Raw genomic sequence first — 15,022 nt, forward strand, 5'->3', positions numbered from 1 at the left:
TTCCCCCTGATTCTAAAGGGCGGATTGGCAATTCCCTAGATGCCGTGATGCTTGCAAGGAAGGATCGGCGTTGTCTCGTGAAGGTTTGCCCCTTTAAAAGCTATCCGCCCCTGCCAGGGGAAGAAAGTCTTCCTAAGCAGGGGCGGTCTAGTTGGATCTTAGGTTGAACCTGACTGCCGGGAGGAACCCTACTCAGCCAGCTTCGAGAGCTTAGCTAGTTGCCAAAGCAACCAACACTGAAGCTAGAGTACAGCCCCGGCGCACAGCCGGCTGATCTCAACCTGAAGACCCACACGTTTACTACTCTCTTGCATGGGCATCACCTCCTGAATCCTAAACGGTAAAATCTGTAGAGTTGCTGCCGTAACAGCGGCATTACTCGTAAGTTAGCACAATAATTTCTGGCTGTGGCAGAAATTGCGAGCTTTGTCGAGGTCTAATCTAACAGCGCTGGCCCTCAACGCCCTTCCAGAGTCCATAACCTATGTCCCTCAACCCGCTTCCGATTCCTGAAATTGCCTTAGATCAGTGCCTACAAGCTTGGCTGCAAGAAGATATTGGCCGTGGTGACTGGACTACCGCTGGACTGGGAGCTTTTGCCCAGCGGCCAGGGCAGGCTGTTTGGGTTACCCGCGCCCCCGGCGTGATGGCTGGGCTGCCCTTTGCCCGCCGCCTCTTTCAGCAGCTAGATGGTGAGGTCAACTTTGAGCCTTTGGTGAACGATGGCGACCTCTGCCCCAAAGACACCACTGTGGCCAAAATCAGCGGTTCTCTGGCGGTGCTGCTGAGCGGAGAGCGGGTGGCCTTAAACCTGGTGATGCGTCTGAGCGGCATTGCCACCGCTACTCAGCAGTACGTAGAGCAACTGGCCCATAGCCCGACCCAGTTCGTCGATACCCGCAAGACCACCCCCGGTCTCCGCCAGTTCGAAAAGTACGCTAGCCGAGTCGGTGGAGCCATTAACCACCGCATGGGGCTGGATGATGCGGTGATGATTAAAGACAACCATATCGCTGCCGCCGGGGGCATTCGGGCGGCTGTGGCGCAGATTCGATCAGCAATTCCCTACCCAATGATGGTGGAGGTGGAAACGAGCAATTTGGAGCAGGTCGAGGAAGCGATCGCCTGCCCCGTAGACATCATCATGCTCGACAACATGCCCCCAGAACTGATGAAGACAGCCGTGGGGCGCATTCGTGAGCAAAAGCCAGCGGTCAAGATTGAGGCGTCTGGCAACGTGACACTAGAGACTTTAGGGGCGATCGCGGCGACAGGGGTAGATTTTATTTCCAGCAGTGCCCCCGTTACCCGGGCTCCGTGGCTAGATATTAGTATGCAAGTGACAAGTTCTGAAGTGGTTTAACCCGAGGCAACCCATGATCTTAACTACTGGGCCTAATGTTGACGGTCGCCACGTAGTTGAATACTGCGGGCTGGTGAATGGCGAGGCGATTTTGGGGGCAAATATTTTTAAGGACTTTTTCGCGGGCATTCGCGATGTGGTCGGCGGGCGATCGGGTGCCTACGAACATTCCCTGCGCCAGGCCCGCAACACCGCCATTAAGGAAATGATGCAGGCTGCTCAGGAGCTAGGAGCCGATGCCATTATTGCCGTAGATATCGACTACGAATCGTTGGAGATTAACAACGGCGGCAACATGCTGATGGTAGCTGCCAGCGGTACAGCCGTGCGCTTGGGATGAGACGTTTTTGGCCTAAGCACCTGATCCCTAACTACATCCTTAGGTTTAGCCTAGAGCGGCACTGAGGATTGGATGCCTGATTAGTTCCTCAGAGGGCGTAGTTTTTCAAGTCAGCCAAAGAAACGTGCTCAACGGCACTCGCGTGGGTGGCGTCTAGGATCACCGGGGGTGCGACTCCGGCCTCTAAGGCTTCTTGCCAGCGAGGGGCGCACAGACACCAGCGATCGCCCGGCTTGAGTCCTGGAAATTGAAAAGCGGGCATCGGCGTTGAGAGATCGTTGCCCTGGGCCTTGGTGAAAGCCAAAAACTCAGGGGTCATTTGGGCGCACACCACGTGAACTCCCATGTCACCCGCGCCAGTGTTGCAGCAGCCATCCCGATAAAAGCCGGTCATGGGTGAGGTGCAGCAGGGGGCGAGGGGAGTCCCCAAGACATTGGTAGCAGTGGTCATGGGATTGCTTAACCTCAAAAGCTAGAAGGCGAATCGTGACTCGCTTTTAATTTACCGCAAGACCTCAAAACTCGCCCTGGTGAAGCTTCCAAAAAAAAGAGATGTCGCTAGCGACATCTCGGGGAGATAGGTTTGAGGGTAAAGAATTTGACAGGGGCTGACCTGACTCAGCCTACGCATCGATAGTAGTGATGGGTTCAACGGTAGTGTCGTTAGCTGTGCTAGTGCCAGACTGCTTGCGCTTGTTGAGGTGCTCCAGCGCAATTTGAGACAACTCAGTAACGAGTAGGGTAGCCAACAGACCGTCATCGACCCAGCCGATAATTGGCAAAAAGTCGGGGGCAATATCCAGGGGAGAAACCAAGTAAATGATGGTTCCTAAAACCAAGAGCCAGCGGTATTTGGTGTTGCGCAGGGTTGCTCTATACCAGTTATAAAAGGAGCCGATCGCATTGTTCATTGAGCCATTTACCTGAACGGGATGTTTAAATGGTGTCAAAAAAACAGGCGATGCCCTAGTGTAGAAAACTGATCTAAATACAGTGGAGAACCGCCCCTCAAAATTCTTGGCCCTAGCCGCAGCCAACTCTGGGTACGCAAAGACAGAGTGCTAGACTACGGGAGCAATAACGACAGCAATGTGCGGTTCTATGACCGTAGAGACAAAACCAACCGACCTAGCAGAAAGGGCGACGATCATTGAGGTGCCCCTCAGCATTGCGCCGATGATGGATCGCACCGATCGCCACTACCGCTTCTTCATGCGGCAGATCACTCGGCACACTCTGCTTTATACCGAGATGGTGACGGCCCAAGCAATTTTGCATGGCGATCGCGACCATCTGCTGGGTTTTACCCCCAGTGAGTCGCCGCTGGTGCTGCAAGTAGGGGGAGACGACCCGCAGATGCTGGCAATCTCGGCCCGCGCTGCCGCCGACTTTGGCTACGATGCCATCAATTTGAATGTGGGTTGCCCGAGCGATCGCGTCCGCAGCGGCAACTTTGGGGCCTGTCTAATGGCCCAGCCTGAGCGCGTTGCCGAGGGCGTTGCAGCTATGATGGCCGCCAGTCCGCTGCCCGTCAGCGTCAAACACCGGATTGGGATCGACGATCGCGATCGCTATGAAGACATGGCCACTTTCGTGAATACCGTGGCCCAGACCGGCTGCCGCCACTTTACTGTCCACGCTCGCAAAGCCTGGCTTCAGGGGCTCAGCCCCAAGGACAACCGCACGGTGCCGCCCCTGCGCTACGGCGACGTGCACCGCCTCAAACGAGACTTTCCCCACCTGTGGATTGAGATCAATGGCGGTTTGACCAGTCTTGACCAGGTGACAGAACAGCTTGCCCAGGTTAACGGGGTCATGGTTGGCCGGGCTGCCTACGACAATCCCTACCTCTTTAGCCAGGTCGATCAGGGCTTTTTTGCCGCCCGTGAGGATCCCCTCAGCCGCCAGCAGGTGGCCGAAGCGATGCTGCCCTACATTGACCACTGGGTGCGCCAGGGGCTGAAGCTCAACAAAATTACTCGCCACCTGCTGATGCTGTTTGCGGGGCAGCCCGGCAGCCGCCTGTGGAAGCAAACGCTAACTGAGGAGTCGTCTAAGCCTGGAGCCGGGGTTGAGGTTGTCCGGCAGGCTTTAACGGCGGTGCAGCGACAGGGCGAAATTCAGGCCCAGCTAGGGAGCCTCGTTTAGGCCTTGGGTATTGGTCTCGGCAGGGGTGGGCACCCAGGCGAAGGGGTAAACGTATTCGTCAATGGCGGTTAGGGGAGACAGTGCTGTGCCATCGGGGTGAACGCGGTGCAGCACTTGGGTACCTAGCGGGTCATCTGGCGGGGTGGCCGTGAAGGCAATCCAGTTGCCATCGGGAGACCACTGGCTATCGAGGATGTTTTGCAGGGGCTGATTGGTTAAAGCCGTAAATTCTTGGCTGACTAGATCCATGCGAAACAGGGTTTGCCGACCGGCTTGAGCCCCTGAGGCGAAGGCGAGCTGTTGACCATCGGGAGCCCAGCTGAGGGCGTCGTAGAAACCAGGCCGGGTAAGGGATTGGGTTTCCCCGGTGTTGACGTTGACTAGGGCAATGATTTCTTGATTGCTAAGGGGTGGGTTGTGGGGTCGATAGTGGGCGATGTAGCGACTGTCAGGCGACCACAGCACAATGCTGCGGTAAATCTGGAAGTTGGCTTCGGGGGTGAGCACGCGGCGATCGCCCCCGTCAGCCCTCACTACATTGAGCCGCTGAAAGGGATAGTTACCCTCGTAAAAAGCTAGCCGGGTGCCATCGGGCGACCAGGCCAAAGGACTCCCGGCAGCACCGTAGATGCCGGGAGTTTCGGTGATGCGGCGAGGGCGGCTGCCGTCTAGCCCGGCGATGAAGATGTGTTGGCCAGTCACGTAGGCGATCTGGCTGCCATCGGGCGCTAAAAAAATGTCTGACTCTGGACTGTCGGGCAAGGAATTAAAGGCAGTCACCTCTCCGGTGGGGCGGCTGAGGAATAGATCTAGCTCAGCGGGGGCACCGGCGATGGGGGCGGGGCAGCGCTGCTTTATCACCAGGGTTTCGCCATCGGGCTGCCAGGCCAAATTGATCGTGGGTGGCCGTTGACAGTCGCTAGAAAACACCAATGTGGGGGAAGCTGCACCTGGTTCAATTCGATAGACTTCGCCGTAGTTTTGGACGATGGCGAGCCGCTCGCCGTTACCAGACCAGGCCAAGGCATTGAAGGGGCGATCGCCCTCGGGCAGCAGGGCTTTGCGATCGCCGCTGTCGGGCTCTAGGCGAAACAGCCCGTTGGGGGTCGCAAAGGAGAGATCTGCCGCTGGCGCTGCTGTGATGGCAAACGCCACAATTGCGGTGGTGAATAGAGCCACAGAGGGTTGAATCACGGTTTCATATCCTTGAGCGTTCCCATCGTCATCATAGCCATGGGCTGGAGGCTTGGAGCCAGATTCTAGAATCACACCGGGCGATCGCCCCCAGCATCGGTCGTTTTTAAGATGCCAGAGGTGATTGATTGTTGGGTGGTTGGGCCTGCTGCCCTTGGGCAAGCTAGGCGGGCTCTGACTCCGGTGCTGTATTTATTCGTCAGCTCATGAATGTCATCAGCCTGTTTTTCATTTTTTTGATCTCTTCTCCCTGTAGCCAGCGATTTAGCCAATGAGGTAATCGACGATGGCTGTGGCGATCTGATGGTTGCCGTCTTTGGCGAGGAATTGAGTAGTGCGGGGTGGGTCGAGGGGCTGGGTTAAAAATGCCCAGTCGCCGTCGAAAAATTCGGCGGGGGTGAGGACTCGGTGCCAGCTGTGATCTTGCAGGCCGTTGACGAGCACCGGGCCTTCCGCAAAGTCTTCTCGGGTGATGGTAATAATGGGCAGATCGAGGCGGCAGGCTTCGGAGAATGTGCTGAACCCTGGCTTGGAGACGATGCGGCTGCACAGGGGCATGACATCCACTGGGCGGTAGCCCTGCCTGGGTACCTTAAACAGATTGGGCAAGGCAGGGGCGTCTTGCTCAAAGGTGAGAAACTGCCAGTCGGGGAACTGGGTGAGGCGATCGTAGGGAATGGCCTGGAGGCTTAACCCGCCGAAGGTCAGTAGAACCGTGCGTTCTTTGGGATGAGACAGGTTCCACTGTGCCCTCAACGCTTCAGCGCTATAGCGCGGGGTTCCTCCAGTTAGCCCGACGTCTTCCACGAGAGGGAAGGCGGCCATCGGTTCGTGGAAGGGCAGGCGGAAGAGGCGATCGCACTCACCAAAACAGTCTCCAATCCAGCTGGCGATCGGCTCAAACTTTGAGCCAAAGCCTCGGTAGATAAAATCCCAGCCAAAGTTGCTGACCATCCAGCAGGGGATGTTGGCGACGTGGGCGATCGCCGTCGCCAGCGGTGGAATATCGGCCAGCACCAGATTTACCCCGCGCTGCTTGAGGTAGGCGGCCTCTGTCGCTACGGTTGACCGCTGGTGAGTCTGAATATCTTTGAGCTTAGCCAGCGTGGCCGGCAAATCCATGGTGAGACTATCGGGCTGAATCACGCCAATATCAAAGGCTACCGGACGATACTCATAGGGCATTGGCAGGTATTCGTCGAGCAGCCATTGGGGAGCGGTGGTAGCCAGTACCAAATCCACCTTGGGCTGTAGCGCTTTGACCGCAGCGGCAACAGCGGCGGCCCGGGTGGCATGGCCAAAGCCGTGGTTAGTAATCGCTACGTAGAGCACAGGGCGAGGCATAGACAATTCTTCTCCAACTAAAAAGGCTCGTCCCTAGGGACGAGCCTCAATCATCTCAACAGCTAGACCCTAAAGCTGGGGCACAAACTGCTGTTTGTCGGGCACCACCGTGTACTCAGAGACAATCTGGCGCAGCTCTTCGCCGTCGATGGTTTCACGCTCGACCAGCAGATCGACGAGGCGATCGATCAGGGCGCGGTGGTCTTCCATGATGCGCTTAGCGTTGGTGTAGCAGTGATCCACAATAGTGCGCACCTGGCCGTCAATGCGAGACGACACTTCCTCAGAATATTCTGAGCGAGAGAGCCAGTCGCGACCGAGGAACACTTCACCCTGAGAACTCTCAAGGGACAGCGGCCCTAGGTCGGACATGCCAAAGCGGGTGACCATTTGCCGAGCCATGTTGCTCACCTGCTGGAGGTCGTTGCCGGCCCCGGTGGTGACTTCAGCATCGCCAAAAATCACGTCCTCAGCGGCGCGACCGCCCAGTGCCCCGGTAATTCGAGCCAGAATCTGAGCCCGAGAGATCAGCATCTGCTCTTCGCTGGGGGTAAACCAGGTGAGACCCTGAGCCTGACCGCGAGGAATGAGGGTGACTTTTTGCACGGGGTCGTGGTCTTTGACCAGGGTGCCAACGATCGCATGGCCAATCTCGTGGTAGGCAATCAGCCGCTTGCTCTTGCTATCAACTAGGGGAGTGCCTTCCATACCGGCGATGACGCGGTCAACGGCATCATCGACCTCGGCCATGGTCATGCCCTCTTTGCGACGGCGAGCGGTGAGAATGGCAGCCTCGTTGAGCAGGTTGGCCAGGTCAGCCCCGGTAAAGCCCGGGGTGCGACGGGCGATCGTCTCTAGAGAAATGTCTTCGGCCAGCTTTTTGTTGCGAGCGTGGACTTCGAGGATTTCAATGCGGCCTTTGATGTCGGGCGGATCGACCATCACCTGACGGTCAAAGCGACCGGGGCGCAGCAGCGCTGAGTCGAGCACGTCTGCCCGGTTGGTGGCAGCGATGATGATGATGCCGGTATTGCCCTCGAAACCATCCATCTCGGTGAGCAGCTGGTTGAGGGTCTGCTCTCGCTCGTCGTTACCACCGCCGATACCTGCACCCCGCTGCCGACCGACAGCGTCAATCTCATCGATAAAGATGATGCAGGGGGCGTTTTCTTTGGCCTTCTTAAACAGGTCGCGCACGCGGGATGCGCCGACGCCGACAAACATTTCGACAAACTCAGAACCGGAGATGCTGAAGAAGGGCACGCCAGCTTCACCTGCGATCGCCTTGGCCAGCAGGGTTTTACCGGTACCGGGAGGGCCGACCAGCAGCACACCCTTGGGAATGCGAGCCCCAATGGCGGTGAAGCGCTCAGGCTTCTTCAAGAAGGTGACAACTTCTTCGAGTTCTTCCTTGGCTTCGTCAATGCCGGCCACATCGTCAAACATGACGCCGGTTTTGGCCTCCATCATGAAGCGGGCCTTGGATTTGCCAAAGCTCATCGCCTGGCCCGGGCCACCCATAGCCCCATTGGAGCGGCGAAACAAAAAGAACAGACCGCCGATCAGCAGCAGCGGAAACAGCAGGTTGCCCAGGGCGCCCACCAGAGCGCCGTCGTTACGCGGGGGGTGAGAGTCAAGGCTGATGTTGGCCGTGCGCAGACGGCTCACTAGGTCGGGGGAGTTGCCCGGTAGGTCGACCCGCCAGCGCATGACGCGGTTGTCGAGGTCAGGGTCAACGGCTTCGACAATAGCGGTTCGACCGCCGTCGTAGAGATCTACAGCTGTCACCCGCCCGGCATCAAGATAGTCGAGAAAGCGACCATAGGTGAGGCGGGTGTTGGCCGCGTTGCGACCCATATCGGCCGGAGCCGACGAAAATGCTCCTTGCCACAAGAAAAACCCAATTACCAGCAGGGGCAGGGTCCACAGTAAGGCGACTCGCCACGAAAATTTCATACCTATGGCCTCTATTGACTAACGTGCACAGTGTTAACGGATGTTCAGTTAACGGATGGTGACCGAGTTTGGCCCTACGTCTATCATGCCTGGTAACAGGGTGTTGCCGGGGGCGGAATCTCGAGTCGGGAAAAGAAATATGAGATAAATCTTTACTTAATGTAACGTAAGCCACGGGACTCGGGCAAATCCCCGGTCAAATTGATTGTCCCAGGGCTACTAACCTTAAGGTGCGTAGCGTTAGCTAGGCTTCTCCTCTATCGTTACTTTAACTGGTTATTGGGTTGAGAAATGTTTAGCGGCTGAGGAGCCCTGCGATGAAACCCCGTCATCCCGAGACGTTGGGGGTGAAAGCTACCCTGCTGCTAGTCAGTACCCTGACGGTGATGGCAGGAGCTACGATCGCCCCCTCCCTGCCCGCGATGCGATCGCACTTTGCCGAGGTGCCCAACGCCGACTATTGGGTGAGGTTGGTCCTGACGGTGCCAGCCCTGTTTATCGCTCTGGGCGCCCCAATCGCAGGCACGATTATCGATCGCTTTGGCCGCAAGCGCTGGCTGTCGCTGTCGGTGTTTGCCTACGGTTTGGCGGGCAGTTCGGGCTTTTTTCTAAACGATATCGGGTGGATTTTGGTCGGGCGACTGGTGCTGGGCCTGAGCGTGGCGGGCATTATGACCACCGCTACCACCCTGGTTGCCGATTATTACCTAGGAGCCGCGCGCGCCCAGTTTTTGGGGGTGCAGGCCGCGTTTATGGCGCTGGGCGGCGTGCTGTTTCTCACCCTGGGTGGCTACCTGGCCGATATTAGCTGGCGGTTTCCGTTCTTGATCTATGCGACAGCCTGGCTGATGCTGCCGCTGGTGCTGCTGGTGCTGCCCGAACCGGTGCGGGTCAGCCGCGCTCAGGCGAAGGCCCTGGCTGCGGCCAACCCTGAACCCGTCCCGTGGGTGTTGCTGATCACGACCTTTGCGATCGCCTTACTGACCCAAATCGTGTTTTACATGATTCCGGTGCAGCTACCGTTCTACCTGCAGCAGCTGAGCGGTGCCAGTGGGTCGCAGAGCGGGCTTGCGATCGCCCTGGCCACCCTAGCCGCTGCCAGTAGCTCGCTCAGCTACCAAACACTCAAGTCGCGGTTCACGTTTATCGCACTCTATGCTTTGGCCTTCGGGCTGATCGGGGTGGGCTACCTGTTGATCAGCCAGGCATCGAGCTATGGGGGAGTGCTGGTGGGGCTGGCGATCGCCGGTCTCGGCCTCGGCCTCTTTACCCCCAACATGACGGTTGGCTTGACCTCACTCACCCCCGCTGCCCTGCGGGGGCGAATTTTGGGTGGCTTGACGACTAGCTTTTTTCTAGGCCAGTTTGTGTCGCCGCTGGTGAGCCAGCCTCTGAGTCAGCGAATTGGTCTGGCGGCCACCTACGGCTTGGCCGGGCTGCTCATGCTAACGCTGGGAGCCATTACCCTGAGCATCATGGCCTACTGGCGGTGGTTAGACCAGCGCGATCGCCCCCTGTAAGCGGGGTACGTCAAATCCCCGCTGGCGCAGAATCAGCCAAGATTCCATCAGATCTGGCCCCTGAAGTGCGCCCATCAGCGCTGCGCGCATCGATTTCATCACCAGTCCTTTCTTTACGCCCTGGGCCTTGGTGACCTCATCCACCAACGCTTTTAGCTCGTCGATAGTGGCCGGGGATTTTTCGGTGAGCCCCGTCAGAATGCCCTCCAGCACAGCGGATACACCGTCGAGCTGCACCTGGGCTTTGGCGTCATCGGCGAACTCCACGGTTTCGGTGAAGAAAAAGCGGCTTTGCTCTACAACGTCCGTCAGGCGGGTGAGGCTGGGGCCGAGCATTGTCACTAGGGGCAACAGCCAGCTGTGATCGGCCTCCGCATCAAGGGCGTAAGCCTCTTGCAGATAGGGCAGGGCTAGCTCCAGCAGAGCGTTAGGCTCCATCGCGTGGAGGTACTGGCTGTTGAGCCAGTCGAGCTTATCCCAATCAAATTTGGCTCCGGCTTTGTTGACGCGATCGAAGCTGAACTGCTGGGCGGCTTCGGCCAGGGTGAACTGTTCGGTGGCGTCGGGGGCTGACCAACCCAGCAGGGTCATGTAGTTGACCAGGGCCGGAGCCACAAAACCCATCTTCTGGAAGTCAGAAATGGAGGTGACGCCGTCGCGCTTGGAGAGCTTCTGCCCGGTCTGGTTGAGAATTAGCGGTGCGTGGGCAAAGGCGGGCACGGCGGCTTCGAGGGCTTCGTAGAGCAGAATTTGCTTGGCGGTGTTGGCGATGTGGTCTTCGCCGCGAATGACGTGGGTGATGGCCATGTCGATGTCATCGACGACCACGGCTAGGTTGTATAGGGGCTGGCCAATGGTGGTGGCGGAGGAGGCGCGGGCGACGACCATGTCGCCGCCTAGGTCGCTGGCCTGCCAGGTGACGGGGCCGCGCACCATGTCGTTCCAGGTGATAGTGCGGCTGTCGTCAATTTTGAAGCGGATGACGGCGGGGCGGCCCTCGGCCTCAAAGGCGGCCTGCTGATCGGGGGTGAGATCGCGGTGGCGGTTGTCGTAGCGAGGGGCATGGCCTCTGGCTTTTTGAGTCTCGCGCATGGCGTCTAGCTCGTCGGGGGTGTCGTAGGCGCGGTAGGCGAGGCCCTTATCGAGCAGGGTTTGAATGGCTTGACGATAGAGGTCGAGCCGCTGGGACTGGAAGAAGGGGCCTTCATCCCACTCCATGCCGAGCCACTTGAGCCCGGCGAGAATGTTGTCGGTGAATTCTGGTTTGGATCGCTCTTCGTCGGTGTCTTCGATGCGGAGAATGAACTGGCCGCCTTCGTGGCGGGCAAAGAGCCAGTTGAACACAGCGGTGCGGGCGGTACCAATGTGCAGAGTTCCCGTGGGGCTGGGGGCAAGGCGAACGCGGACGGTCATGGGGTTTCCTGCACTTTCGACAAAGGTTTCTGGACAGTCTCTTATTTTAGGGGGTGGGGCGATCGCATTGAGAATGGGATCCTAAACTTCGGCAATAGGTGAGGCGCGGCGCACAACCTTGAGCGAAAGCCAGATCTACCGCTGGGGCCATTTCGCTGGCCCCAGACCCCCATCGACAAGGACGTTCCGTCGTCCTTGACCTCACGGAAAGGATGGGCTGATCATCGGTTTAAACACCTGTTCTGCAAATGGGTCTGGAAGCGAATCAATCCTGAGTTGCTCAGCCCTCTTGTCTTCTTCCCTATGCTCTCACCCCCCCCTTATCTCTTCACCTCATTACCTTTCATCCACCCATCCACCCATCCACTCGCCCACCCATCCACTCACCTATTCGCCTACTCACTCCCCTCCCCCCGTCTGCTGCACCCAAAGCTCCACTCCTTCAGCCAGGGTTTCTGCCAATTTTGCCTGCTCCTGCGGATCCGTCACCCACTCGAATTCATTGGGGTTGATCATGAAGCCTAGCTCTAGCAGTACGGAGGGGGCGACGTGGGGGCGGGTGAGGGCGAGGTTGTTCCAGAAGACGCCGTAGGAGGGGCGATCGAGTTCGGTGACGAGGTAGTCGTGGAGGAATTGGGCCAGGCTGTGGGCCTGGGTGTGGAACCAGAAGGCGCCGATGCCGGCGGTGTTTTGGGCGTCGCCGCTGTCGGGGAGGGCGTTGTAGTGAATGCTGAGGGCGAGGGTGGGTTCGACCTGGGCGATCTGGGCGGGGCGATCGTTGACGCCGACGGTGCGATCGTCGGTGCGGGTCATAATCACCTGGGCACCTCGGGCTTCTAGGGCGGCTTGCAGCAGTAGCGAGACTGCCAGGTTGACATCTTTTTCGGGGGTGCCGTTGGGGCCGCGCGAGCCGGGTTCGTCGCCGCCGTGGCCGGGGTCTACCAGAATGGTGGTGCCCGCCAGGGGGCCAGACGCTTGCAGGCTGGGGGGCTGCTTGAGGGATAGCACCAGGGTGGTGCCTTCGTAGCGCAGCTTGTAGCCCCACTGCTGGTCGGGTTTAAGGTGAATTCGGTACTCTACCTGGTCAGGCAGGACGGGGTTCCAGTCTAGGCGCTCCACCAGCCCGTCGTCGGTGACGTAGATGGTGTCGGTTTGGGGCACGGTGTTGTGCAGGGTGAGGGTGAAGGTGTCGGTGCCTTGCTCGACGCTGACGGGGACGGGAACTTGCAGGGGGAAGTAGATTTCTGTCCAGCCGGGAATCTGACGGGAGGTGACGCCGCGAATCAGCGATCGCACCCCCGACGCCCCCGCCACCGGCTGAGTCTCAGCGGCACGGATCCAGCCGCCGTAGTCGAGGCGCAGCCAGTCGCCCTCGCGGCCCGTGACTCTGGCGCGGGTGCCCTGGGGCAGGGGGGTGAGGCGCGAGTAGTCGGTAGTCGGGCCGGTACGGGTCACGCCTGCGGCGGCGGTAACTTCGACAACCTCGATCGCATTGGGATTCAAAATACTCACAGAACCGGGGGCAGCATCCATCACTACGGCTGTACCCTGGGCGAGGCGGTAGACGGGCTGTCCAAAATCGCCCGGTTCTTCGGCCATGAAGCAGCTTTCGTAGCGGCTGGGGCCAGCGGTGGCAATGGGGCTAGCCTGGTCGGTGAGGACGGCTGAGTTGGGGGGCAGGTCGGCGCGATCGCCCTGGGGCAGCAGGGTATACAGCTGCCCTGCCAGGGCAGCTGTCACCGTGGCATTGGCAGGAGCCACGGCCCCCAGACACACCCAGTCCCCTGGCTGGCGAGCAATATCTGCCCCTGGCAGCAGCGACCCTTCGGCAAAGCCCAAGGTTTCTGGCAGCACTGGCCCGCTGGCCACCCGCGTAACCATAATTGATAAGGTTTGCTCGCCCTGGGTGAGGGTAAAGGTGTTGGGGCCAGGGGTCAGGGGCCGAGAGGGGGCAAAGTGGCCCGCTGCGCTGCGCCCTTCTATCGGTTCACCATTCAGCAGCACGGGCTGATCGGGGGCACCGGTGCCAATAAAAAAGATCTGCTCGGCCGTGGTCTGGTGGCCATCGGGGGGGTAGACCACCTGGAGGGTGGTCTGGGCCTGAGCCAGGGTGGTAGTGCTCACTGTGCTGAGACCGGCTAGCGCGGCTGCGCCCCAAACCCACTGCGCCATAGGTATTCATCCGATGCGATCGCTACCCCGCCAGTCTACGCCGCCAGCGGCGTTTTCCCAACCTGGGCGCGCCTAGAGCGATTCGCCTAGCCCCTGGTTCCAGTCTTGGCCCAGCTGAATGGTGATATCGGAATTGAGGGCACCGGTGCTCTCAACCCGCACTTCACCAATCCCCAGAAAGCGGTGCACCATTTCGGCGGTCGCGCCATCGCCCCGTTGAGCCACAATGCGGCTAATGGGCAGGGGGGCGTTCAGGGTTTCGTCGATAAAGATATTGGAGTAGCCGCTTTCACGCAGCGCTCGGGTGAGGGCTTGCACCGCCACCGGGTCATTGGTGCTGTCTTGAATGGCGACTCGTACCTGGCTGGGGTCGCTGGTGGTGGCCACCCGCTGGGTGCCAAAGCCAAAGTACTGGTCAACCATGCCGTCGATGTCGTTATAGCTGGGCAGCCAGTAGCTGGCCGCAAAGTCTTGGGGACTGCTAAAGGTGCCTGGCAGCATCAGCATTTGCACGTTGGAGCGGTTGATCTGGGCGCCGTAGCCCACCAGAGCCAACAGTTCCTCCACCGACAGATTGGTGTCAACGTTTTCCTGAATCACCGACAAAATCTTGGGCAGCCGGGCAATGGTCGCCGGGTTGAGGGTCTGCTCAGCTAGGGCCCGCATAAACATTTGCTGGCGCTGGATGCGGCCAATATCGCCCTGGGAGTCGTAGCGAAAGCGCAAGAACTGGAGCGCCTGGTTGCCGTTGAGTTTTTGTTCGCCCGCCTTCAGATTGATGTAGAGGTGCTGGCTATCGTCCTGGTACTTCATGTCGGCGGGCACGTTGACCGTGACTCCGCCCAGGGCATCGATCAGTTTTTCGACCCCCTGCACGTTGATGCGCACGTAGCGATCGACGGCTACGCCCCCCAACAGGTCGCTGACCGACTCGGCGGCCAGGGCTGGGCCACCATCGCGATTGGCTTCGTTGAGCTTAGTCAGCCGACCGCGCACGTAGGTGCGGGTGTCGCGGGGCAGCGACAGCACCACCATCTGCTCGGTTTGGGGGTTAAACCGCAGCAGCAGCATTGAGTCTGAGAGCCCGTCAAAGGAGTTGACCAGGGCGTGGTAGCCCACGTCTTGCAGTTCTGGCGGCACCTCGTTGACGTCTGTTGTCAGCACCTTAACGCCCAAGACCAGAATGTTAACCGGACGAGTCAGGCGCGGCAGTCGCAGGTTGCCGCTCGACGCAATGGCGGCGTCTTGGCTAAACACTCCCGATTCTTCAGCGCTTAGCTCTTGCTGCATCAGTGGTGATGCCGACAGCGAAACTGCCAGCAGCGCTCCAGCCACCCCAGATATGCCCGCCACTGAGGCCAGGGCAATGCCCACGCTGAGGATGCGAGGCATGCGCCGTCGCTGTTGAACCGGCATTTTTTGTGGATGCCCCTGGGGTGAACGAGCTTTGAGATGTTGGGGATGACGTTGAGACACCAGGGACCTCGGGGCAATAAAAATGAACGGTGTGGGAGATTACAGCCCCGTGGGGGGATGACTCTGCGAAATTTTTAGCTGCATGTTAACAGCAAT

The 15,022-nt window shown here is 59.1% G+C and carries 12 protein-coding genes; 4 read left to right on the top strand and 8 right to left on the bottom strand.

Going from position 1 to position 15,022, the window contains the following annotated elements; translation table 11 throughout:
• Window positions 1-484: 484 nt before the first annotated feature.
• The gene (gene nadC / locus H6G07_RS20705; RefSeq protein ID WP_073610204.1) at window positions 485-1,363 is read left to right on the top strand and encodes a carboxylating nicotinate-nucleotide diphosphorylase; all 879 of its coding nucleotides are present in this window, start codon (window positions 485-487) and stop codon (window positions 1,361-1,363) included.
• Window positions 1,364-1,376: 13 nt separating this feature from the next.
• Window positions 1,377-1,703: a heavy metal-binding domain-containing protein gene (locus H6G07_RS20710; RefSeq protein ID WP_073610203.1), complete on the top strand. Its 327-nt coding sequence runs from the start codon at window positions 1,377-1,379 to the stop codon at window positions 1,701-1,703.
• Between the two features lie 88 nt (window positions 1,704-1,791).
• On the opposite strand, the gene H6G07_RS20715 is transcribed toward H6G07_RS20710, so the two are convergent.
• Both H6G07_RS20715 and H6G07_RS20720 read right to left on the bottom strand, forming a co-directional pair.
• Window positions 1,792-2,154, bottom strand: a complete 363-nt coding sequence (locus H6G07_RS20715) for a DUF2237 family protein (protein ID WP_073610202.1) — start codon at window positions 2,152-2,154, stop codon at window positions 1,792-1,794.
• 172 nt (window positions 2,155-2,326) lie between these two features.
• Window positions 2,327-2,614 carry a YkvA family protein gene (locus tag H6G07_RS20720; RefSeq protein ID WP_073610201.1) on the bottom strand — a complete coding sequence of 96 codons (288 nt, stop codon included), beginning with the start codon at window positions 2,612-2,614 and terminating at the stop codon, window positions 2,327-2,329.
• Window positions 2,615-2,804: 190 nt separating this feature from the next.
• Here H6G07_RS20720 and dusA point away from each other — a divergent pair, with 190 nt between their 5' ends.
• On the top strand, window positions 2,805-3,851 hold the full coding sequence (gene dusA, locus H6G07_RS20725) for a tRNA dihydrouridine(20/20a) synthase DusA (protein ID WP_073610200.1): 1,047 nt from the start codon (window positions 2,805-2,807) through the stop codon (window positions 3,849-3,851).
• On the opposite strand, the gene H6G07_RS20730 is transcribed toward dusA, so the two are convergent.
• From H6G07_RS20730 to ftsH2, 3 genes are all read right to left on the bottom strand, one after another.
• A complete protein-coding gene (locus tag H6G07_RS20730) occupies window positions 3,834-5,045 on the bottom strand; it encodes a PD40 domain-containing protein (protein WP_139297139.1) in 1,212 nt (403 codons plus the stop codon). The genes dusA and H6G07_RS20730 overlap by 18 nt on opposite strands.
• A 264-nt stretch (window positions 5,046-5,309) precedes the next feature.
• Window positions 5,310-6,389 carry a glycosyl transferase gene (locus H6G07_RS20735; protein WP_073610198.1) on the bottom strand — a complete coding sequence of 360 codons (1,080 nt, stop codon included), beginning with the start codon at window positions 6,387-6,389 and terminating at the stop codon, window positions 5,310-5,312.
• 69 nt (window positions 6,390-6,458) lie between these two features.
• The gene (gene ftsH2, locus H6G07_RS20740) at window positions 6,459-8,345 is read right to left on the bottom strand and encodes an ATP-dependent zinc metalloprotease FtsH2 (RefSeq protein ID WP_073610197.1); all 1,887 of its coding nucleotides are present in this window, start codon (window positions 8,343-8,345) and stop codon (window positions 6,459-6,461) included.
• Window positions 8,346-8,662: 317 nt separating this feature from the next.
• Here ftsH2 and H6G07_RS20745 point away from each other — a divergent pair, with 317 nt between their 5' ends.
• A complete protein-coding gene (locus H6G07_RS20745; RefSeq protein WP_073610196.1) occupies window positions 8,663-9,865 on the top strand; it encodes an MFS transporter in 1,203 nt (400 codons plus the stop codon).
• Here H6G07_RS20745 and gltX read toward each other — a convergent pair.
• The 3 genes from gltX to H6G07_RS20760 all read right to left on the bottom strand — a co-directional run bounded on the left by gltX (window position 9,839) and on the right by H6G07_RS20760 (window position 14,926).
• A complete protein-coding gene (gene gltX, locus H6G07_RS20750; protein WP_073610195.1) occupies window positions 9,839-11,278 on the bottom strand; it encodes a glutamate--tRNA ligase in 1,440 nt (479 codons plus the stop codon). The genes H6G07_RS20745 and gltX overlap by 27 nt on opposite strands.
• A gap of 399 nt (window positions 11,279-11,677) precedes the next feature.
• Window positions 11,678-13,450: an N-acetylmuramoyl-L-alanine amidase gene (locus tag H6G07_RS20755; protein WP_073610194.1), complete on the bottom strand. Its 1,773-nt coding sequence runs from the start codon at window positions 13,448-13,450 to the stop codon at window positions 11,678-11,680.
• A 72-nt stretch (window positions 13,451-13,522) separates the two neighbouring features.
• On the bottom strand, window positions 13,523-14,926 hold the full coding sequence (locus tag H6G07_RS20760; protein WP_338420720.1) for an LCP family protein: 1,404 nt from the start codon (window positions 14,924-14,926) through the stop codon (window positions 13,523-13,525).
• Window positions 14,927-15,022 lie beyond the last annotated feature (96 nt).

Source organism: Phormidium tenue FACHB-1052 (assembly GCF_014696675.1).
GTDB lineage: Bacteria > Cyanobacteriota > Cyanobacteriia > Phormidesmidales > Phormidesmidaceae > Nodosilinea > Nodosilinea tenuis_A.